Genomic DNA, 21857 nt, shown 5'->3' with positions numbered 1-21857 from the left:
TCTATTTATAATAGATTGAAAATTAAGAAAATGATATAATGATTAAAAATAATATCTTTATTCCGCCATATTGGGGCTGATTAAAATTTCACTTTATATAATAAGGGGGAGATTAAAATGACTGGAGGTAGTGTAATCTTTTGGGGGATTTTAATTTTCATCGGTTTAGTTTTCGATCAGCGTAATAATAAGAAAAAAGAAGGATAAAAAGTAAACGTTTACAAGTAAAATAGCAATTTTTCTTGCTTGCAGATTAATCTTATAAAGGAGTATACTGAATGACGGTAAGACTTATAGAAGGGGTAATGAAAATGAAGCTTGCAGGAAAAGTTGCTATCGTAACTGGCGGTGGCATCGGTATTGGACGTAATACAGCTCTTTTGTTGGCTAAACAAGGCGCAAAAGTTATTGTGACGGACATTGATCAAGAGAGTGGACAAGCAACAGTGGAGGAAATTATGAATCTAGGCGGAGAGGCACTTTTTGTATCCTATGATATGGGAAAGCAAGGAGATTGGCAACGCGTTATTAGCATTACTTTGAATGCATTCAGTCGCATTGATATGCTTTTTCAAAATGCAGGTTTATATAAAATAGATTCTATTTTTTCTCGCCAACAAGAGAACGATTCCAATGTACTTTGTATTAATGACGTTTGGATAGAGATAAAACAATTAACGTCATCTTTTATGAAACAGCAAGAAGAAGTGGTGCTTAGTGATTTACCGATTTTCGGTATTATTAGCACAAAAGGACAATCATTTCATACAGTAGAAGCCCTAGTATAATAATAAAAACCGCCCTCAATATATGTGGACGGTTTTTTTGTATGTGTATAGTAAAGATAAATTTTTTAGCGAATACGTTGTTCAGTTTGGTTATCAAAGAAATGTGCTTTATTCATATCAAATGCTAATTTAATTTGATCACCAGGTGAAAATGTATGTCTTGCATCTACACGTGCTGCAAAATCTTGATTTCCAAGTTTCATATATAAAATGGATTCAGCACCTAATAATTCAGCGACTTCAATTTTTGTTGTGAAGGCAGTAGATTGCGAAGCTTCTAAAAATAGTAGTTCATCATGAATGTCCTCTGGGCGAATACCTAAAACAATTTCCTTATTTACATAGCCTTGTTCACGTAGCATCTTCATTTTTCCTTCAGATACTTTAATTTTTATAGTATTGTCTATAACGAAATCGGTTTCAGTCAATTTACCACGGAAGAAATTCATCGCTGGTGAGCCGATAAATCCACCCACGAAAATGTTTTCTGGCGTTTCGTATACTTCTTTTGGAGTTCCAATTTGTTGGATTTTTCCATCCTTCATAACGACAAGACGCGAAGCCATAGTCATTGCTTCTGTTTGGTCATGTGTTACATAAATTGTTGTTGTTCCAAGGCGATGATGTAGCTTAGAAATTTCTGAGCGCATTGCAACACGGAGTTTAGCATCTAAGTTTGATAATGGTTCATCCATTAAGAAAACTTTTGCATCTCGAACGATTGCTCTACCTAACGCAACACGTTGGCGCTGTCCACCTGATAATGCTTTCGGTTTTCTATCTAAATATTGTTCAAGTCCTAAAATTTTTGCTGCATCTTTCACACGACGATCGATTTCATCTTTTGGTATTTTTCGAAGTTTTAATCCAAATGCCATATTATCATATACACTCATATGTGGATAAAGAGCGTAGTTTTGGAATACCATAGCGATATCTCGATCTTTTGGAGGAACATCATTCATTAGTTTACCATCAATTGAAAACTCGCCTTTTGAAATATCTTCAAGTCCAGCTACCATTCGTAATGTTGTAGATTTTCCGCATCCAGAAGGACCGACAAATACAATAAATTCTTTATCTTGAATGTGTAAATTAAAATCAGTTACAGCTGTTACGTTATTATCATATATTTTATAAATGTTTTCTAATTTAAGTTCTGCCATGGTATTTCCCCCTAGAAATAATTATGCAAACGTTTTCTTTGAGTTCATTATAAACGAATAGATTCAAAAAATAAATAAAAAAATAAAACGTTTTCATTTATTGGAGATTTATTAGTGGTTTTCATATGTTTTCTTAGAAAAAGAACAATAAAAATTGTAAGCGCTATTTTAAATTGAGATAGAATCTGTTATCATTCATTAATGAAAACGTTTGCGCCTTAAAAAAGAGAAAAATGAATGATGAATGAAATGGGGTAGCATAATGGAAAAACAATGGTGGAAAGAAAGTGTAGTATATCAAATTTATCCTCGTAGCTTTATGGATAGTAATGGTGATGGTATAGGAGATCTTCAAGGGATTATTTCAAAGCTAGATTACTTAAAAGAGTTAGGGATTGATGTGATTTGGTTATCACCAGTCTATGAATCTCCAAATGATGATAATGGTTATGATATAAGCGATTATTGTAAAATTATGAACGAGTTCGGAACAATGGAAGATTGGGATGAGCTATTACATGAAATGCATGAACGTAATATGAAACTTATGATGGACTTAGTTGTTAATCATACTTCGGATGAACATAATTGGTTTATTGAATCACGTAAATCAAAAGATAATAAATATAGAGATTACTATATATGGCGCCCTGGAAAAGAAGGGAAAGAACCGAACAACTGGGGAGCTGCTTTTAGTGGATCTGCATGGCAGTATGATGAAATGACGGATGAATATTATTTACATCTGTTTTCTAAAAAACAGCCAGATTTAAATTGGGATAATGAAAAGGTAAGACAAGATGTTTATGAAATGATGAAGTTTTGGTTAGAAAAAGGAATTGATGGCTTCCGTATGGATGTTATTAATTTTATTTCTAAAGAAGAGGGATTACCAGCTGTTGAAACAGAAGAAGAGGGGTATGTTTCAGGTCATAAGCATTTTATGAACGGTCCAAACATTCATAAATATTTACATGAAATGAATGAGGAAGTATTATCGCATTATGATATTATGACGGTTGGTGAAATGCCTGGTGTAACGACAGAAGAAGCGAAATTGTATACTGGAGAAGAACGAAAAGAGTTGCAAATGGTATTCCAATTTGAACATATGGATTTAGATTCAGGAGAAGGTGGAAAGTGGGATGTAAAACCATGCTCACTTCTTACTTTAAAAGAGAATTTAACAAAGTGGCAAAAAGCATTAGAGCATACCGGATGGAATAGCCTTTATTGGAATAATCATGATCAGCCTCGCGTTGTATCTCGTTTTGGTAATGATGGAATGTATCGCATTGAATCAGCAAAAATGTTAGCGACAGTTCTTCATATGATGAAAGGAACGCCATATATTTATCAAGGAGAGGAAATTGGAATGACGAACGTTCGATTCCAATCAATTGATGAATATCGAGATATTGAAACGTTAAATATGTATAAAGAAAAAGTGATAGACCATGGTGAAGATATAGAAAAAGTAATGGAATCTATTTATATAAAGGGTCGTGATAATGCTAGAACTCCGATGCAGTGGAATGATCAGAATCACGCTGGATTTACAAAAGGTGAACCTTGGATTACTGTAAATCCTAACTATAAAGAGATTAATGTGAAACAAGCAATCCAAGATGAAGGTTCAATTTTTTATTACTATAAGAAATTAATTGAACTACGCAAAAATAATGAAATAGTTGTGTATGGATCATATGATTTAATATTAGATAATGACCCTTCTATTTTTGCTTATGTAAGAACATATGGAGATGAAAAACTACTTGTCATTGCAAACTTTACTGCGGATGAAAGTGTATTTGAAATGCCTAAGGATATTAGTTATAGTGAATCAGAGTTATTTATACACAATTACGATGTAGAAATCGGATCAATAGATAACATTCCATTACGTCCGTATGAAGCGATAGTGTTCAAATTGAAATAAGAAAAAGCCTTATGCCATTTCGAACTTGGCATAAGGCTTTTTTGGATTACCATTTTAATATGGAGAATCCATATGGAGGAAGTGTAACTTGTAATACACTTGCTTCCGCTGAAAATTCTTCGTTTGTATAAATGTTAATTATTTTCTTACCAGTAACATGAAGAGGGAGTGAAACTGTAACTTCACTATTAGTAGGGTTTAAAACGAAAAAGATAGTTTCATCCTCATATGTTTTCGTATAAGAAATATAATTATGTTCATCATTTGCTTCGATGAATTGAAAAGTACCATGTCCTCCAAATGCTTTATGTTGTTTACGTAATAAAATCAATGTTTGTATATGGGTAAATAATGCATGATCTTGTTCTTTAGTATCCCAAATCATACATTTACGGCAATCAGGGTCCATGCCGCCATCCATACCAATTTCATCCCCGTAATAAATACAAGGAGAGCCGATGAAAGAAAGATGGAATACATAGAGCAATTTCAACTTATTTTTATCTCCGTTGCATGTTGTTAAAATTCTTGGAGTATCATGGCTGTCTAATAAATGAAATGCTGCTTCATTTACATTCATAGAGTAGGAATGTAGAGATTCTGTAATTTGCTTCATGAATTCACTTGCTTTAATGGAATCGTTAGCAAAGTAAGAAAGTAGAGCATTTGTAACAGGATAGCTCATGACAGCATCAAATTGATCGCCTTGTAGCCACGGAAGGGCATCGTGCCAAATTTCTCCCAAAATATATACTTCAGGATTTAGTGTCTTTATTTCAGTTCGGAATTCTCTCCAAAAGTTGTGATCGACTTCATTGGCGACATCAAGGCGCCAGCCATCTATATTGAATTCTCGTACCCAATAACGTCCTACTTCAAGTAAGTATTCTTTTACATCTGGATGAGCTGTATTTAATTTAGGCATATACGGTGTAAAGGCGAAAGTATCATAATTTGGAAGTGGTTCGGTTATAATCGGAAATTCATGAATGTGGAACCACTCTTTATATGCGGACTTCTCACCATTCTCTAGTACGTCTTGAAATTTCTCGAAAAAGTATCCACTATGATTAAACACAGCATCGAGCATTACTTTTATACCGTGCTTATGACATTCTTCAACGAGCTCTTTAAAAGTTTCTTTCGTCCCAAATTGTGGGTCAATTTCCATATAGTCAATTGTGTCATATTTATGGTTTGAATGAGCTTTGAAAATAGGTGTGAAATATATTCCGGAAATGCCAAGCTTAACAAGGTAATCAAGGTTTTGAATAACACCAGAAAAATCTCCGCCGAAAAAATTAGTTGGAGTTGGATTCGCACTTCCCCAAGGAAGGGTGTTTTCTGGATTCAGCGTACTATCGCCATTAGCGAATCGCTCAGGGAAAATCTGATACCAAATGGTGTCTTTAATCCAAGATGGTGCTTTGAATACATCATCTGCATGAATAAATGGAAAACAGAAAAAGTTACCAACATCATCATTTGGAATGCTAGAAAAGAATCCTCGCTCTGCATAAATAAGAGTGTCTGTTTCAGATTTTAATTCAAACCCATAACGTAAGCGCTTAAATTTTGGTTCAATTGCAATGGACCAATAATCAAATAATGCAGTAGAACCCGTTTTTTTCATGGGTGTACTTGCTGATATCCATTTCCCGTCTTTCCATTCGTAAGGATCACCGTAAATAAGATCGGCGCTTTGAATATCATCTCTCTTAGTACGTACTCGGATGTGAATTGTTTGTTCATCATAAGCGTATGCATAATTATCTTTCGGCCTATGATAAATGGCTTCTTTAAACATATAGAAAATCCCCCTTCAATATCTCTATACATAGTATTCCCTTAAGTGTAATAATAAAGCCTGTATTGCAAACGATTGCCTTTCTCGTAGCTTTAATATTGCTTATAAGAGTAGTATTCATTTTATATAAAGTCAATGTATAAAGAGTATAATGACATAATTTTTAAATTAATATTTGCAAAATGAATAAAAGAATGTATAATGATAGACAAATAGCGCAAACGTTTTCATAGATTGAGATATTGTTTGCGCTTCAATTAAACTATTAAATGCAAACGTTTTCAGTTACTGAGGTACATAGACAATTTAGGGAGGTTTTTGGGATGAAGAAAGCATTATCATTATTAACGGTTTCAGCATTATCTATTGGTATGTTATCTGCATGTGGACCGAAAGATTCAGGGAAAAAAGAGGAAAGTAAAGCGAAAAAAGACTATGATCTTCTTGTTTGGGAAGATGATAAAAAAGGTGTTGGTTTAGAACCAGCAGTGAAAAGCTTTGAGGAAAAATATAAAGTAAAAGTAAAAGTTGTTGAAATGCAAATGACAGATCAAGTGAAGAAGTTACGCCTTGATGGGCCAGCGGGGACTGGACCAGATGTTGTAACATTGCCACACGATCAAATCGGAAATGCAGTAACAGAAGGTTTACTTTCTGAAGTGAAAGCAGATGATGCTGTAAAGAGTAAATTTACTAATTCATCAATAGAAGCACAGACATATAATGGAAAATTATATGGTTTACCAAAAGCAATTGAGACACCAGTCTTTATTTACAATAAAAAACTAATGCCAAAAGCGCCAGAAACGATGGACGAGCTGTTTAACTTCTCAAAAGAATTTACGAAAGATGGCAAGTACGGATTTTTAGCATTAGGAGATAACTTCTACTTTGCTAATGCATTCATGGCAGGTATGGGCGGTTATGTATTTGGTGAAAAAGATGGAAAGCCAAATGCAAGTGATGTTGGATTAAATAATAGTGGAGCAGTACAAGGTGCTGAATATCTTCAAAAATGGTACAAGGAAAAATTATTCCCAAAAGGTATTATCGGTGAATCAGGTGGGCCTGCTGCTGATGGACTATTCAATGAAGGAAAAGCAGCTTCTATCATGAATGGCCCATGGGCGTTCCAAGCAATGGAAAAGAACGGGATTGATTATGGCGTTGCTCCAATGCCGAAATTACCAAATGGTCAACCAATGAAAACGTTTGTTGGGGTTAAAGGATGGCATGTAACAAGTTTCTCTAAACAAAATGATTTAGCTACAAAATTCACTGAGTGGGTAACAAATGAAGAAAACGCAAAAATTCGATTTGAGAAAACAAAAGAAATTCCTCCAGTAAAATCAGTAATGGAAGATCCAATTATTAAAGATAACGAAGCTGCAAAAGCAGTTGCAACGCAATCTGAAAATGGAATTCCAATGCCAAACATTCCAGAAATGCAAGAAGTTTGGAAACCAGCTGGAGATGCGCTTCAATTAGTTGTTACAGATAAAGAGGCACCAAAAGCGGCGCTTGATAGTGCAGTGAAACAAATTAAAGGTAATATTGAGGCAAATCATAACAAGAAAAAATAAGGTGAAATTCGTGCCTCTAATATGAGAGGCACGAATTCTCTCCCTTCCATGTAGGAAGAAAAAAGGGGGAAGGAACATGCAAACATCTATGGAACCAGCAAATGGGTTAAACCATTCAAAGCATAGGAAAATGGCAACCATGTTATCAATCATTCCAGGCGTGGGCCAAATGTATAATAAACAATTTGTAAAAGGTCTTATTTTTCTAGTATTAACAGGTTCTTTTATTGTAGCCTTTGCTGATTTATTAAATATGGGATTATGGGGTATTGTAACGCTTGGTACAGAAGTTCCACGTGACCATTCTGTCTTTCTATTAGTAGAAGGAATCTTGGCCCTTATCGTTATCGCTTTTGGGCTAGGCATATATGCATTTAACTTATATGATGCATACCAAAATGGAAAGAAACGTGATAGCGGAACACCGTTAAATTCTGTAAAAGAGCAATATCGTAATTTGTTAGATCAAGGTTTTCCTTATTTAATGGTTTCACCAGGTTTTCTACTACTTATCTTTGTGGTCGTATTTCCAATCATCTTCGTAATTTTAATTGGATTTACAAACTATGATTTATATCATTCTCCTCCAGCTAAATTAGTAGATTGGGTGGGCTTTAAAAACTTTATTGATATTTTCACTTTACCGATGTGGAGAGAGACATTTGTAAGTGTATTCTCTTGGACTGTCATTTGGACATTCGTTGCAACAACATTACAAGTTGCACTTGGTATTTTCTTAGCGATTATCGTAAATCAGCCTGGTATTAAAGGAAAGGCGATTATTCGAACAATCTTCATTTTACCGTGGGCGGTTCCAGCATTCGTATCTATTCTTGTTTTCTCTGGTATGTTTAATGAAACATTCGGAGCGATTAACAATCAAGTATTAGCTTTATTCGGAATTGAAAAGATTGCTTGGATGACAGATCCATTTTGGGCGAAGATTGCTTTAATTATGATTCAAACGTGGCTTGGGTTCCCGTTTATCTTTGCGATGACAACAGGTATACTGCAATCGATTCCGGGAGAATTATATGAAGCGGCTACAGTAGATGGAGCGACAGCTTGGCAACAGTTTCGTAAAATTACATTGCCACTTGTGTTATATGCAACAGCACCAATATTAATTACGCAATATACGTTTAACTTTAATAACTTTAGTATCATCTATCTATTTAATGGTGGAGGTCCTGCTGTAGCTGGACAAGACGCAGGTGGAACGGATATTTTAATTTCATGGATTTATAAGTTAACGATGACTTCAGCGCAGTACGGAAAAGCAGCAGCTCTTACAATGATATTATCGTTAATTGTTATTACAGTTGCGTTATGGCAATTTAAGAGAACAAAATCATTCCAAGAAGAGGATATGATGTAAATGAATATTAAAAGACAGAAGATGTTACGTCTCTCATTAAGTTATTTAGTTATTTTCGTAATGTGTGCCATCATTTTCTATCCGTTATTATGGATTATTGGCTCATCGTTTAATCCAGGTGATAGTTTATCTGGATCAAGTATTATTCCACAAAATGCAACGTTAGATCATTATCGTAAGTTATTAGATCTAGAGAATAGTAATTACTTACTATGGTATAAAAACACATTAAAAGTAAGTGTTTTAACGATGATTTTCTCAGTGTTAGCAATTAGTTTTACCGCTTATGCATTTTCGAGATATCGTTTTGTTGGAAGAAAAAATGGTTTATTAACATTTTTAATTCTGCAAATGATTCCAAACTTTGCAGCGTTAATTGCTTTATACGTATTAGCTCAATTAACAGGATTAATTGATACACACCTTGCATTAATTTTAATTTATGTAGGCGGGGCTATTCCGATGAATACATGGCTTATGAAAGGGTATTTTGATACGATTCCGAAAGAACTGGATGAATCAGCTCGAATGGATGGAGCAGGACATTTTCGTATTTTTTGGCAAATCATTATGCCACTTGCAAAGCCAATCGTAGCGGTTGTAGCGTTATTTACTTTCATTGGTCCATTTACAGATTTCATTTTAGCGAGTATTATTTTGCGAACACCAGAAAATTATACTTTAGCAGTTGGATTATATGAAATGGTTGCGAAGAAATTCGGTAATGAATTTACAACGTTTGCAGCGGGTTCTGTGTTAATTGCGATCCCAATTTCAATTTTATTCCTATCACTACAAAAATACTTTATTTCTGGTTTAACAGCTGGAGGTACAAAAGGATGAAAAATGGGACATTACGTCCCATTTTTCTTTTCATCTCCCTATAAATAAGTTTATAGGGAGATGAAAAGAGATTTGACATCACATGTGAAAAGAAGTGAAATAAATAGTATATTATAGTATAGGAAAAAATAGCTATATCCCTTACAATACATGAAGAGGGAGAATAGGATTAGTTTTGCAAGATATAAGAAATGAAAGTTTATGACTTGCAATGAGTGCGAGATAAAATATATGAAAAATGGCAGAGAAATGAGAGGAGGGGGATTTTTATGACAGTTACAATTAAAGATGTGGCGAAGCAAGCGAATGTTGCACCATCAACAGTTTCTCGTGTAATTGCTGATAATCCAAGTATAAGTGAAAAGACAAAGCGCCGTGTTAGGAAAGTGATGAGTGAATTAGGGTATCATCCCAATTTAAATGCGAGAAATCTTGCGAACCAAACGACGAAAACACTTGGTCTTGTTATGCCAAGTTCTGCAAGTAAAGCTTTTCAAAATCCATTTTTCCCAGAAGTTATAAGAGGGATTAGTTCATTTGCACACGTAGAAGGTTATGCGCTTTACATGTCGACAGGTGAAACGGAAGAAGAAATTTTTAATGGTGTCGTAAAGATGGTACAGGGACGCCAAATTGGTGGCATTATTCTTTTATATTCAAGGGAGAATGATCGGATTATTCAATATTTACATGAACAAAATTTCCCGTTTGTTTTAATAGGAAAACCATATGATCGAAAAGATGAAATTACATATGTAGATAATGACAATTATACAGCTGCAAGAGAAGTGGCAGAATATTTAATTTCATTAGGGCATAAGCAAATCGCGTTCATTGGTGGTGGATCAGATTTACTTGTAACGAGAGATCGTTTAGCTGGTATGAGTGATGCCTTGAAATTAGCAGACATTGTATTACCAAAAGAATATATTTTACATTTTGATTTTTCGAGGGAAAGTGGTCAACAAGCTGTTGAGGAATTAATGGGACTGCAGCAACCGCCAACGGCAATTATGGCAACGGATGACTTAATTGGACTTGGTGTGTTAAGTGCTCTTTCTAAAAAAGGATTCGTTGTACCGAAAGATGTTTCTATTGTAAGCTTTAATAATGCTTTATTATCAGAAATTGCGAGCCCTCCACTTTCGACAGTTGATGTGAATATTTATCAGCTAGGATATGAGGCAGCAAAAGCTTTAGTTGATAAAGTAGAGAATGCAGAATCCACTGCAAAGTGTATCATTATTCCTCATAAATTACTAAAACGTCAAACTTGTGATCATTATGCATAAAAAAGCTAAGAGTTTAACTCTTAGCTTTTTTCATTAGAAAGGCTTCTAATCGGTCGCAGCCTTCTTTTAAAGTTTCGATACTATACGCATAGGACAAGCGAAGGTAGCCTTCACCGTATTCAGAGAATGCTGTTCCAGGAACTACAGCTAGTCCCGCTTCTTTGACAAGATCAAGTGCAAAATCAAATGATGAAGATGTCAAATGACCAACATATGGGAATAAGTAAAATGCACCTGTTGGCTTTTCAACTGTTAATCCCATTTGAGTGAGTCTATTATATACGTAATCACGGCGTTTTTTATATTGGTGGCGCATCATTTTTGGTGCGTCTTTAGCTGCTGTTAATGCTTCAATTGCAGCGTATTGAGCGATTGAAGTAGCACACGTTACATTGTATTGATGAACTTTTAATATGTGTCCTGCTAAATAACTTGGTGCAAATAAAAGTCCAACACGCCAGCCAGTCATAGAATGTGATTTAGATAAACCGTTAATGACAATTGTTTTTTCACGCATTTCTGGGAAATGAGCGATAGATGTATGCTTTTGTTCATATACAAGCTCGCTATAAATTTCATCTGAAAGGACGAAAATATTTTTATCTTTTAAAACATCTACAATATCTTTTAGCTCTTCTGTTGATAAAGTTACACCGGTTGGGTTAGAAGGATACGGTAGTACGATACATCTTGTTTTTTCTGTAATAGCATTTTTAAGCGCTTCAGCTGTTAAACGAAATCCAGTTTCACGAACATCTACAAAAATAGGCGTTGCACCGCATAATCGAATAATAGGTTCGTAGCCTGGATAAATAGGAGCAGGTAAAATTACTTCTGTTCCTGGCTCTAAAATCGTTCGGAATGCAACATCAATTGCTTCGCTAGCACCGATTGTAACGATGGTTTCGTTTTCAGGTGAATAATGTAAATCGTAGTTATCTTTTACGAAGTTACAAGCTGCCTTACGTAATTCTAGTAAACCAGCGTTATGTGTATAGCTTGTATAGTTTTCTGTAATAGCCCGTTTAGCCGCTTCTTTCACGAGAGAAGGTGTAGGGAAATCGGGTTGTCCAATTGTTAAAGAAATCAAATTATCATAGTTTTGAATCATGTTAGAGAACTGACGGATTCCAGAAATTTGGATGTCCTTCACTCTAGGGTTAATGAATTGTTCCATTGTATCTCCCTTTCTTCCGTTTGAAAATTAAGTTCATTTTATCATATTTTCTATGATTACGCTTTGTATATGTTATTTAGAAAGAGAGAGAAAAGAGAAAAAAAGCCGCTATAAGCGACTTTTTAATATCCGTATTCCCAATCTATTTCATCTTCATTCCAGAGTACAGAGGATACCTTGCCAAGGTGAACGACTGATTCGTTTACAGCACATGTGCAGTTTTCATCTCCCGCTTTATGCTGTAACTCTTCATATACTGATTTTTCAACATTTTCTAGAACAACCAAATTTTCTTCTTTTAAAACAAGCGTAGTACCCGCCATATTTATCTTCCTCCTACTAAAGTAATGATCACTTATTTGTAAACATAGATAGTATGGATTATATGCTGTATTTTGCTATAATTGTCCGTCTAAAAAAGTATTTTTATATTTTCTTTGTAATCCGTATTCATTGTATACTGCACGAAGGAAATTTGGTACAGGGTTTACAATCATTTCGAAAATCTGTAACAATTATTATGAGTTGTTAACAAAGAATTAACAAATATGTTAAGAAAAATCAAAATTTTAAAACAAATACACCTATAAAATGATATAATCATATCAAAATACATATAGGGGATGAGAGGTTATGGAGCTTATCCGTGATTTATTGATTCAAATTGCCATCATAATTTTGCCACTATTTTTATATGAAGCGATTCGTTTAAATCGCTATCAAGAAATGCCTCCGAAGCCAAATCGTTACTTTATTATGTTTTTATCTAGCGTTACGCTCGTTCTCTCCATGACATACTCTATTTGTTTTGGCAATGTGTGTGGGTATAACTTTCACCCCATTCCAATTGTCAGTGGTTTTTTATATGGTGGGATTGTTGGTTTAATCCCAGCGGTTATTTTTGTTGCATATGAATGGTTACTAAAGGGAATGAGCTTTCTTCCAGTTTTAGAAGTAATATTTCTATTGATAGTTCCGCTATTTTTATCAAAGAAATGGTCTCTTTTTTCAAGGGATAAGAAATTAATTTTAGCATTTATGATTTCATCATTTTATGTGCTTGTTTCTTTAGTATTAGGCATGATTAATGTTCTTTTGGAAACAGGATTTACACCGTATATTTCGCAAATATATAGCGGATTTATATTTGCCTCGCTTATCATGGTCATGACAATGGTATTTCAGGTGTATTTAACTGAATATTTAAATGAAAATGCATTGCTACGTACAGAGATGCAAAAATCAGAAAAGCTTAATATTGTAAGTGAGTTAGCAGCAAGTGTGGCACATGAAGTTCGAAATCCACTAACTGTTGTTCGTGGATTTATCCAATTGCTAGAAAGTACGGAAGATGTGAAGAATAAGGATTATATGCGTCTTGTATTAGCTGAATTGGATCGGGCGGAACAAATTATTTCAGATTACTTAAATTTAGCAAGGCCGCAAATTGAGAAAAAAGAACACATTTGTTTATCAGCCCAATTAATAGAAATGACCACTCTTATGTCGTCATTTGCAGCGATGCAAGGTGTATATTTACAAGTTGAAATTTCAGAAAGTCTTTATACGATTGGTGATAAGACAAAATTGAAGCAAGCTATTATGAATGTTGTTAAAAATGGTATTGAAGCAATTCAAGGAAATAAAGGATATTTAAAAGTAACAGCTATTCAAAAAGATGAAACAATCATAATAAGAGTTAAAGATAGTGGTGTTGGTATGACGAAAGAACAGTTAGCAAGGCTTGGGCAACCATATTATTCTTTAAAAGAAAAAGGGACAGGATTAGGACTTATGGTAACATTTAGTATTTTACAAGCGCATAATGGTACATTGGAATATAAGAGTGAAAGTGGAAAAGGCACTGAAGCAATTATTATATTACCAGCTGTACAAAATAAGGAATAAAAGTTACCGATGAAAGGTAACTTTTTATTTTATATTGTTTATTCATTTGTTTTTTCTTGTTTTGCTCGGCTAAATAAACTTTTAAATGATTGAAAGAAGCTTTGCTCTTTTGAGGCAGCAACCATTCTTTTTGTTTCTTGAATTTCTCGAATAACTTGCATAAGCTGTGCATCACGGTTACTGTCTTTGTTATAAATTTGACTAACAAGTTTATTCATTTTTTCTTCCTGTTTGGATTCTCGTTTATACATATGATTCATTAATAAGTCCATCTTTTCTTTTTGCAGTGCATCTGTTTGAGCGGCGTGATCGACTAACTCTTGAAGCATTTTTTCTTGAGAGCCTTCTTTTACATAAACTTGTTGCATCAATTCGTCTAGTTTCTCATCCTTTAAACGATTTTGTGTAATTAGAGTAGAATTTTGATGAATAATTGCTTCATTTAATTGAGCTAGCATTTCAAGTTTTAACATGAACTCCTCAAAGTTACGCCCATCTTCTTTTTCTTTCGTTTGTATCTCTTGCTTATCTTGTATAACTGGTACAGGTGGGGCCTCTTTTTCTTTTAAAATAATCGGTATCGTTTCTGAAATATCTTCTTGTAATGTAGCAGCTCTTTCGTGTATAGATTTCAATAGTTTTAAATCATCAAGTTTATAAATACGAGCATCAGCTGTTTTGGAAATCATATAACCATGTTCCTCTAACAGCTGACTATATTTGCGAACTATATGTTTTGGGATGCCTGTTTTATTCGTGACATCTTTCGTTTTATAGGTAGCTTCCATCATATTTCCTCCCCAAAAAGTATCGTATATATCATTTCAATCTTTTATGAGGACTTCCTTTGAAAAAGAATGTCGGAAGGCTATTAGTTTTCTACAGCATTAGTGAAAAAATGAAAATTTTTGGCGGAATGGCAAGGAATAACTAAAATAATGTCTGAAAACATATACAGGAGAAGTTTGTTATAATAACGGAGGAAAAGAAACTGGTAGAAACATGGAGGTATACATGAAGCAATTAAAAGGTATTATCATTTCAATTATCGCAATTCTGTCTATTTTAGTAGCAGTTTATGAAGTACTTGTGCCAGAGGAAACAAGTGTAAAGAAAACGAATACGTATGATCAAGTGTTAGAATTTCCGAAAGAACGTTATCCAGAGACAGGAAAACATATTACGGATGCTATAAAAGAAGGGCATTCAGAAGTTTGTACAATCGATCGTGGTGGTGCTGCAGATAGAAGGAAATTGTCGTTAGCACCATATCCATCAAAAAAAGGGTATGATCGTGATGAATGGCCAATGGCGATGTGCAAGGAAGGCGGAAAAGGAGCACATATTGAATATATAAGTCCGGCGGATAACCGCGGAGCAGGCTCTTGGGTAGGGAATAAGTTAGATAAATACCCAGATGGTACGCGAGTAAAATTTGAAGTGAAGTAGTAGTTGTATATTTCATAATGAAGGAGAAGGGGAACTATGGAGTTAACGATTTCTTATTCGCAATTAATGTTGATGAACTATGACGGTGAGCAGCCTTATGTAGATTGGACTGATGAAGATTTTGAAAGAGGTTATGCTAAGGCAGATGGAACTGTTATTTTTGAAGCACTTTCTGATTATACTTGTGAAGTGAAAGTGACCCCAGGGAAACATATTGAAAAAGAAGAAGTAGTTAGAACGATTACGGTTCCTTTTACAGTTGAAAATGAAAGTATCGTTATAACGAGTATTCTTTCTAATAAATTTCAAATACCTATTCCAAATGGTGAGTATACAGTTGTATTACAAGCAATTCCTCTTGAAGAGCCAACGGATGATGAATTATATAAAATACAATATGAATTCTTTTTTGAAAGTAAAGAATAAAAAATGGGTTATCCTGAGAAAAGGATAACCCATTTTTGTTATGCGTTTGTTTTTAAAAGGGAACGAGCATCTTTCGCTGCTTGCACCATATGTTCTAAAGCTGGAATAACTTCTTCTGTTTTTCTCGTTTTTAAACCACAATCGGGATTAATCCAGAAATATTTAGGATCACATACTTCTAAAGATTGTTCTACGATTTTATACATTTCATCTTTACTCGGTACACGTGGGCTATGAATATCATATACACCTAGGCCAATGCCTTTTTCATATGTTGTATGTTTTAATGTATCAATAAATTCTCCGTGACTTCTTGATGTTTCGATAGAAATTACATCTGCATCTAATGCGCGAATCGCGTCAACAATATCTTCGAAGTTACTGTAACACATATGAGTATGAATTTGTGTTTCATTTGCTACAGAAGAAGTTGCTAAAAGGAAGGATTGTACTGCCCATGTAATATAAGCATCCCAATCTTTTTCTTTTAGTGGCATTCCTTCACGAAGTGCGGGCTCATCGACTTGGATTACTCTAATTCCAGAAGATTCAAGTAGTTCAATTTCGTGACGAAGAGCTAGTGCAATTTGATACGAAACTTCTTTTCTTGGAATATCATTTCGAACGAAGGACCAATTTAAAATTGTAACAGGTCCGGTTAACATTCCTTTTACAACTTTCTCTGTTAAGCTTTGTGCATAAACTGTTTCCTTAATAGTCATGCCGTTAATAAAGGCTACATCACCATAAATAACAGGTGGTTTTACGCAGCGGGAACCGTATGATTGTACCCAACCGTTTTTAGTGAATGAGAAACCAGCAAGGCGCTCACCAAAATATTCGACCATGTCAGTTCTTTCAAATTCACCATGTACAAGTACATCAAGCCCAATTTCTTCTTGGTAACGAATCCATTTTTCTGTCTCTTTTTCAATAAATTGTTCATATTGGTCATTTGAAATAACACCGTTACGCCATTCTTTTCGCGTTTGACGAACTTCAGTTGTTTGCGGGAAGCTACCAATAGTCGTTGTTGGTAATAGCGGTAACTCTAGAGCAACTTGTTGTAATTCGTATCGTTTTTCAAATGGAAGAGGACGTGAAAAATCTTCTTCTTTTAGTGCTGTTCGTGCTGCTTTGACATCTTCTCGGTTACGTGCAGCAGATGAACGAATTGTATGATGTACGTTTCGATATGTTTCCAGCTCATTACTAATGCTTTCTGTACCTTGAGTGAGAGCGGAATGAATAAGAACTAACTCTTCTAATTTTTGATTTGCAAATGCTAACGCATCAAACAGCTCAGTCGATAAGTGAGTTTCTTCTGTTTTATCGATTGGTGTATGCAATAAGCTACAAGAAGGCTGAACGATGATATCTTTCGTTTGGACTTGTTTTTGTAACGTTGTAAATAACTCAAGAACTTCATCAAGGTCAGCTCTCCAAATGTTACGGCCATCTATACAACCGACAGCTAAAGTTTTATCAGCTGGGAATCCATATTTTGAAATAGCATTTAGATTACCTTCTTTACCATGAATGAAATCTAATCCAATACCGGATACCGGGAATGTAATAATTTCTTCATAGTTTTCTTCTACGCTATCAAAATATGTTTGTAAAAGAAGAGTCGCATTTGGAACTTCTTTACGAATAGCTTCATAAATTTCTTTTGCTTGTTGAACTTCTTTTTTAGTTAAAGAAGCGAAAATCGGTTCATCAACTTGAATGGCTTGTGCCCCAGCTGCATGTAGTTCTGAAAGCAGTTGTACGTAAGGTGCAACTAACTGTTTTAAAATGTTAGGAAATTGTTCTTGTGTATAGCCTTTAGCTAATTTTAAGAAAGTATATGGTCCTAAAATAACAGGCTTTCCATCTACTCCTAATTCTTGTTTTGCCTCTTCGTATAAGCGAAGTGGGCGATTATCTTTTAAAGAGATTTGTAATCCCTCTTCATATTCAGGAACGATATAGTGATAGTTTGTGTTAAACCATTTTGTCATTTCGGAAGCTACGTGATCTTTAGAGCCACGCGCCATTGCGAAATATACATCAAGGTAAGATGTAAACTCAGAAAAACGTGATGGAATAAATCCTAGCATATAGGCAGTATCCAAAACGTGATCATAATATGTAAAGTCGCCAATTGGAATGAGTTCAATCCCTTTTTCTTGCTGTACTTTTACGTGTTGAAGGCGAATTTCTTTCATTGTTGTTAAAAATTGTTCTTCATCGATTTTATTGGACCAAAAAGCTTCCAATGTTTTTTTCCACTCTCGTTGTAGTCCGATACGTGGATAACCTAAGTTACTTGTTTGAATTGCCATTTTAAATTCCTCCCTAATTGAAAGTAAGCATTTCCGTTTACTAGGAAATACCTATAACAAAAAGTACAAAGACATAGAAAATAAGCCTTCCTTTTTGTTTTAACACCTCATCATCATCCGTGAATCTATCAGTGTTGTTAAAACAGGCAGGTCTCCTGACTTATGCTTCATATAATTTCTTTCACCTTCCCGTTTTCACAGTGGCACCAAAAAGAAATCTCAGCATTTACAGTGGCGGGACCGTGTTGGAGTTTCACCAAGCTTCCCTTTTAAACACGAAACGAAACTTTCGTGTACCTATTTTCCTTTTGAAAGGAATTTAACAAGCGATATGATATTGAAACAAATTCTAACACAATTTTTGGAATTTTGTCTACTGTTTTGAAATAAGAAAATTCAAAAGTTTTTATTTCTTATTATTATGACTTTTCATCCTGGATTAACTAATAATATTACAGTATAAAAAGAGAAATTGAGCTATGAAAGAAGTAGGGATGCCTTCTTTCATAGCTCAATTTTCATCTATAGCAACTTCTGAAAGTCGGCCTGCTATAGCATCTTTAAGGAGGGTGTTTAGCCATTGTAATTCAACTGTAATATGCTCAATTACACTTTGCAAAATATATAGTTGTGCACGTGGAACCTTTCCTTTATTACAATCATATATCGTTTGCATAGTATGTAAATATTGAAGAGTATCGTTTTTCTTTTTTTCTAAAATAGGAACTAATTCGTGATCATTGCTAAAGTGAGCGAAAGATAAGGCCGAATAAATAGGTTTATATATTTGGTTTTTGGCTTCGAATTGTTTTAATAGTAAAGTATGGAATAGTTTTTTGCCTTCTTCTGTTATATGAAAAATCGTTTTGTCAGGTCGATTTGTGTCTCTAATTACATTTGTAATATGAATTGCGCCTTGCTTTTCTAATTGCTCGAAGGCGTAATAAAGTGATCCTTTAGCATATTTAATGTAACAATCCATTTGTCGTTCTTTCATAATATGCTGCACTTCATATGGATGTTTATCTCCTTCGAGTAGCAAGCCGAGAATGACTAATTTCATGCTCATGCTGTCTCAACTCCTGTATATAAAAACTTTATCTAGTAAGATCCCCACCCAAAAATTCAGCGGAAGCAAAGAAGTTAGGTGGGGATTAACTGCCCGTAAAAGCCCGATTGGTGAGGGCTAATAATCAGTGGGGGATGAACACCCCCCCACTGATTAAAGTTTCACTTTATACATATTATAAACGGCATATCCTTTTTCATAAAGGAATATGCCGCTTCTTTTTTATATTAACTAACTTGCTTTTGTTTTTCTTTCTTTTTAGGGCCTGTAAAGAGGCGTTCATTTCCCATAAGTAAAATACAAATAATACTTAGTACAGCCGGGATGAGTGCCCAGAAGAATGTATTCGCAATAGATGTAGCGAGAGCTTCTTTAATACCCGCTAATATTTCAGCAGGAATTTTTGCGGTAGCGCCTGGTGATAATAAGAAACTTGTGTCTCCGCCTTTTGGAGCTAATTTTGCTAGTTCAGGGGGAAATACAGAGTTTAGTTTATCTGTAAAAATATGATTTTGAATTGTACCGAAAATCGTTACACCAAGAGTCATACCGAGTGATCGGAAGAATGAGTTTGTTGATGTCGCCGAACCACGGTCCCGCATTTCCAACTTGTGAATAGAAGACATACTTAATACTGAGAATGAGAAACCAACACCAAGCCCAGCGAGAATCATAAATAGTGTTACGAGTAAACGAGGTGTGTCCATTGTTAAAGTACTTAATAAATAAATACCAAGAACGAAGAAGAAACCAGATACCATCATAATGTTACGATAGCTTGTTCGAGACGCTAATTGTCCTCCGGTTTGACTTCCAATTACAGAACCAACCATCATTGGTGTTAAAATTAATCCAGCATTAGAGGCGGAACCTCCAAGAACGCCTTGAATGAAGATTGGAATATAAACTGTACAGATAATAAAAGCGGCACCATAGAAAAAGGCAACTCCTTGACTAGCTGCGAATAAAGGTTTTTTAAATAGATGGAACGAAATAATAGGCTCGGTTGCTTTTCGTTCTACAAAGAAGAAAATAATAAGCGTAATAACTACTGTTGTAAATAAGCCAATAATTACAGTAGAATTCCAGGCATATTCTTTACCACCAAGTTCTAATGCGAACATTAAGCAAACGATACTTATGACAAGTGTAATAGCACCAGCCCAATCAATTTTTTGTTTTCTAAATCCTAGAGACTCACTGTAGTATTTAGTAATGAAGAAAAAGGAGATAAGTCCTAATGGAATATTAATATAGAAGACCCAATGCCAACTTATGTAGTCAGTAATATAAGCACCTAATAAAGGACCGAATACACTAGATGTCCCAAAAACAGCACCAAATAGCCCTGTCATCTTCCCGCGTTTTTCTGGTGGGAAGATATCATACATAATTGTGAAGGCGATAGGCATAAGGGCACCACCACCGATACCTTGAATAGCTCTATAAATACTTAATTGCTCAATACTTGAAGCTGTTCCGCAAAGAGCAGAACCGAATAAGAAAAGAATGAGGCCCCCAATATAAAAACGTTTCCGCCCGTACATATCAGAAAGTTTCCCGAAGATAGGCATCCCTGCCATTGTTGCTACCATATAAGCTGATGTGACCCAAACAAACTTATCAAATCCTCCTAGGTCTCCAACGATTGTTGCCATTGCGGTTGCAACGATTGTATTATCCATTGCGGCCATTAATATACCAAGCAGTAAACCAGCAACAACAAATTTTGTTTTGTTGGCGTCTTTTTTTAATGGTTGAGTTTCCAAATATAACCCTCCTTTAGAAATAAGTAAACTATATTAAGTTTTGAGTGCAGTGGATAAAAAATTTTAAATGTATAGTTGATTTTAATTCCTTTTCCATAAGTGCACTGATATGCCATAAAGAATATTATAGTCAAATTTGACTATAAGGCAAACTTTTTCTTCCGTCAAAATATTCTTTCGTATGAGTAGAGAACGAGTGAGCCATACTGAATATTGCTATAAAGGAAATGAAGTAAATTGTAAAAAAATTTCATAAAGAACACCTTCTGTTAATAGATGAAAAATGGTTTTTTCTTCATATTGTCGAATAGGATAAAAGGAAGAGAAATATTAAACATTGCTTGTAGCAAGCTTTAGTGATTTGGGGAATTCATTGTGTGTATGTTACATCTGAAATGAGGTGAATATATATTATGAAAATATGGGGACGAATTTCGGATACAGGAAAGTATTCAATACCGCTACAACCAGTATTGTGGATTGACGGATCGAAAAAGGAAAACGAATTTCCTCAAGTAGCCGTTACATTACAAATTGGTAGTATGTATACAGAACAGTTTTCGTATGAATTGACCTACGATGTAAACGACATACTTATTATGCGAATTGAAGTGGAAAATAAAGGGGTAGAAATGATTTCGAGAGTTGTTGTAAGTCATATGATTCGAGATTACTTTGCTTATATTCCTAATTCTTTAAAAGTTGATAAGGGGATAAGTGAGTTTTTATTCCAGCTTGTTAGATGGCGAATTGATGATTTGTTACCGAATGAGAAGGTGGAACTACGTTGTAAAATAAAAGCTAATAAAGATAAAGCTCTTAAACAAACATTCTTTCAGGCTACATATACATTTCAAGATAAAGAGATATCATATGGCCCACTGCAAACAAATGAAGTTGTTGTGCGTCAATGATAAAAAGGAACCTGTACAAAAG

At 34.6% G+C, this 21857-nt stretch carries 19 protein-coding genes and 1 riboswitch; of the genes, 11 read left to right on the top strand and 8 right to left on the bottom strand.

All coding sequences use genetic code 11. The features are described from left to right. The first annotated feature begins 117 nt into the window (after window positions 1–117). Window positions 118–207, top strand: coding sequence for a hypothetical protein (locus HFD78_RS05850; RefSeq protein WP_000145650.1), 90 nt, complete (start codon window positions 118–120; stop codon window positions 205–207). A gap of 71 nt (window positions 208–278) precedes the next feature. Next, window positions 279–788: an SDR family NAD(P)-dependent oxidoreductase gene (locus tag HFD78_RS05845; RefSeq protein ID WP_000218410.1), complete on the top strand. Its 510-nt coding sequence runs from the start codon at window positions 279–281 to the stop codon at window positions 786–788. 65 nt (window positions 789–853) lie between these two features. On the opposite strand, the gene HFD78_RS05840 is transcribed toward HFD78_RS05845, so the two are convergent. After that, on the bottom strand, window positions 854–1954 hold the full coding sequence (locus HFD78_RS05840; RefSeq protein WP_000818931.1) for an ABC transporter ATP-binding protein: 1101 nt from the start codon (window positions 1952–1954) through the stop codon (window positions 854–856). Window positions 1955–2216: 262 nt separating this feature from the next. Here HFD78_RS05840 and malL point away from each other — a divergent pair, with 262 nt between their 5' ends. Continuing rightward, window positions 2217–3893, top strand: coding sequence for an oligo-1,6-glucosidase (gene malL / locus HFD78_RS05835; protein ID WP_000415178.1), 1677 nt, complete (start codon window positions 2217–2219; stop codon window positions 3891–3893). Between the two features lie 46 nt (window positions 3894–3939). Here the strand turns inward: malL and HFD78_RS05830 are convergent, their stop codons facing one another. Continuing rightward, window positions 3940–5700, bottom strand: a complete 1761-nt coding sequence (locus tag HFD78_RS05830) for an alpha-glycosidase (protein WP_000471776.1) — start codon at window positions 5698–5700, stop codon at window positions 3940–3942. 323 nt (window positions 5701–6023) lie between these two features. Here HFD78_RS05830 and HFD78_RS05825 point away from each other — a divergent pair, with 323 nt between their 5' ends. The 4 genes from HFD78_RS05825 to malR all read left to right on the top strand — a co-directional run bounded on the left by HFD78_RS05825 (window position 6024) and on the right by malR (window position 10796). Then, window positions 6024–7283, top strand: coding sequence for an extracellular solute-binding protein (locus HFD78_RS05825; RefSeq protein WP_000709923.1), 1260 nt, complete (start codon window positions 6024–6026; stop codon window positions 7281–7283). A 76-nt stretch (window positions 7284–7359) separates the two neighbouring features. Then, window positions 7360–8661: a maltosaccharide ABC transporter permease MalC gene (gene malC, locus HFD78_RS05820; RefSeq protein ID WP_001194996.1), complete on the top strand. Its 1302-nt coding sequence runs from the start codon at window positions 7360–7362 to the stop codon at window positions 8659–8661. Further along, complete coding sequence (gene malD, locus HFD78_RS05815) at window positions 8662–9504, top strand: maltosaccharide ABC transporter permease MalD (protein WP_001022608.1); 843 nt, start codon at window positions 8662–8664, stop codon at window positions 9502–9504. It begins immediately after the preceding gene. Between the two features lie 269 nt (window positions 9505–9773). After that, complete coding sequence (malR, locus tag HFD78_RS05810; protein ID WP_000219053.1) at window positions 9774–10796, top strand: maltose operon transcriptional repressor MalR; 1023 nt, start codon at window positions 9774–9776, stop codon at window positions 10794–10796. A gap of 13 nt (window positions 10797–10809) precedes the next feature. On the opposite strand, the gene HFD78_RS05805 is transcribed toward malR, so the two are convergent. Both HFD78_RS05805 and HFD78_RS05800 read right to left on the bottom strand, forming a co-directional pair. Next, window positions 10810–11973: an aminotransferase A gene (locus HFD78_RS05805; RefSeq protein WP_000434578.1), complete on the bottom strand. Its 1164-nt coding sequence runs from the start codon at window positions 11971–11973 to the stop codon at window positions 10810–10812. A gap of 122 nt (window positions 11974–12095) precedes the next feature. Continuing rightward, window positions 12096–12296, bottom strand: coding sequence for a hypothetical protein (locus HFD78_RS05800; protein ID WP_000929277.1), 201 nt, complete (start codon window positions 12294–12296; stop codon window positions 12096–12098). A 310-nt stretch (window positions 12297–12606) separates the two neighbouring features. Here HFD78_RS05800 and kinB point away from each other — a divergent pair, with 310 nt between their 5' ends. Continuing rightward, a complete protein-coding gene (gene kinB, locus HFD78_RS05795) occupies window positions 12607–13881 on the top strand; it encodes a sporulation sensor histidine kinase KinB (protein WP_000420369.1) in 1275 nt (424 codons plus the stop codon). 38 nt (window positions 13882–13919) lie between these two features. On the opposite strand, the gene HFD78_RS05790 is transcribed toward kinB, so the two are convergent. Next, window positions 13920–14669 carry a DUF3967 domain-containing protein gene (locus HFD78_RS05790; protein ID WP_000388471.1) on the bottom strand — a complete coding sequence of 250 codons (750 nt, stop codon included), beginning with the start codon at window positions 14667–14669 and terminating at the stop codon, window positions 13920–13922. A gap of 226 nt (window positions 14670–14895) precedes the next feature. Here HFD78_RS05790 and nucA point away from each other — a divergent pair, with 226 nt between their 5' ends. Beyond that, window positions 14896–15330, top strand: coding sequence for a DNA-entry nuclease (gene nucA, locus HFD78_RS05785; RefSeq protein WP_000811494.1), 435 nt, complete (start codon window positions 14896–14898; stop codon window positions 15328–15330). A 36-nt stretch (window positions 15331–15366) separates the two neighbouring features. Beyond that, the gene (gene comJ, locus HFD78_RS05780) at window positions 15367–15756 is read left to right on the top strand and encodes a competence protein ComJ (RefSeq protein ID WP_000424030.1); all 390 of its coding nucleotides are present in this window, start codon (window positions 15367–15369) and stop codon (window positions 15754–15756) included. A 38-nt stretch (window positions 15757–15794) separates the two neighbouring features. On the opposite strand, the gene metE is transcribed toward comJ, so the two are convergent. The 3 genes from metE to HFD78_RS05765 form a co-directional block, all read right to left on the bottom strand. Continuing rightward, a complete protein-coding gene (metE, locus tag HFD78_RS05775) occupies window positions 15795–18083 on the bottom strand; it encodes a 5-methyltetrahydropteroyltriglutamate--homocysteine S-methyltransferase (protein WP_001007603.1) in 2289 nt (762 codons plus the stop codon). 128 nt (window positions 18084–18211) lie between these two features. Beyond that, window positions 18212–18399: riboswitch (cobalamin riboswitch) on the bottom strand. A 195-nt stretch (window positions 18400–18594) separates the two neighbouring features. Next, window positions 18595–19152 (bottom strand): PadR family transcriptional regulator, encoded by a 558-nt coding sequence (locus tag HFD78_RS05770; RefSeq protein WP_000062063.1) that lies wholly within the window; start codon window positions 19150–19152, stop codon window positions 18595–18597. A 227-nt stretch (window positions 19153–19379) separates the two neighbouring features. Next, window positions 19380–20921, bottom strand: a complete 1542-nt coding sequence (locus HFD78_RS05765; RefSeq protein WP_000449902.1) for an MDR family MFS transporter — start codon at window positions 20919–20921, stop codon at window positions 19380–19382. A gap of 413 nt (window positions 20922–21334) precedes the next feature. On the opposite strand from HFD78_RS05765, the gene HFD78_RS05760 reads away from it, so the two are divergent. Beyond that, window positions 21335–21835 carry a hypothetical protein gene (locus tag HFD78_RS05760; protein ID WP_000708120.1) on the top strand — a complete coding sequence of 167 codons (501 nt, stop codon included), beginning with the start codon at window positions 21335–21337 and terminating at the stop codon, window positions 21833–21835. Window positions 21836–21857 lie beyond the last annotated feature (22 nt).

It is taken from the genome of Bacillus sp. EKM501B, from assembly GCF_011800505.1.
Classification (GTDB): Bacteria; Bacillota; Bacilli; order Bacillales; family Bacillaceae_G; genus Bacillus_A; species Bacillus_A cereus.
The sequence above is the reverse complement of the archived record's forward strand: the minus strand, read 5'-3'. Positions and strand labels throughout refer to the sequence as shown.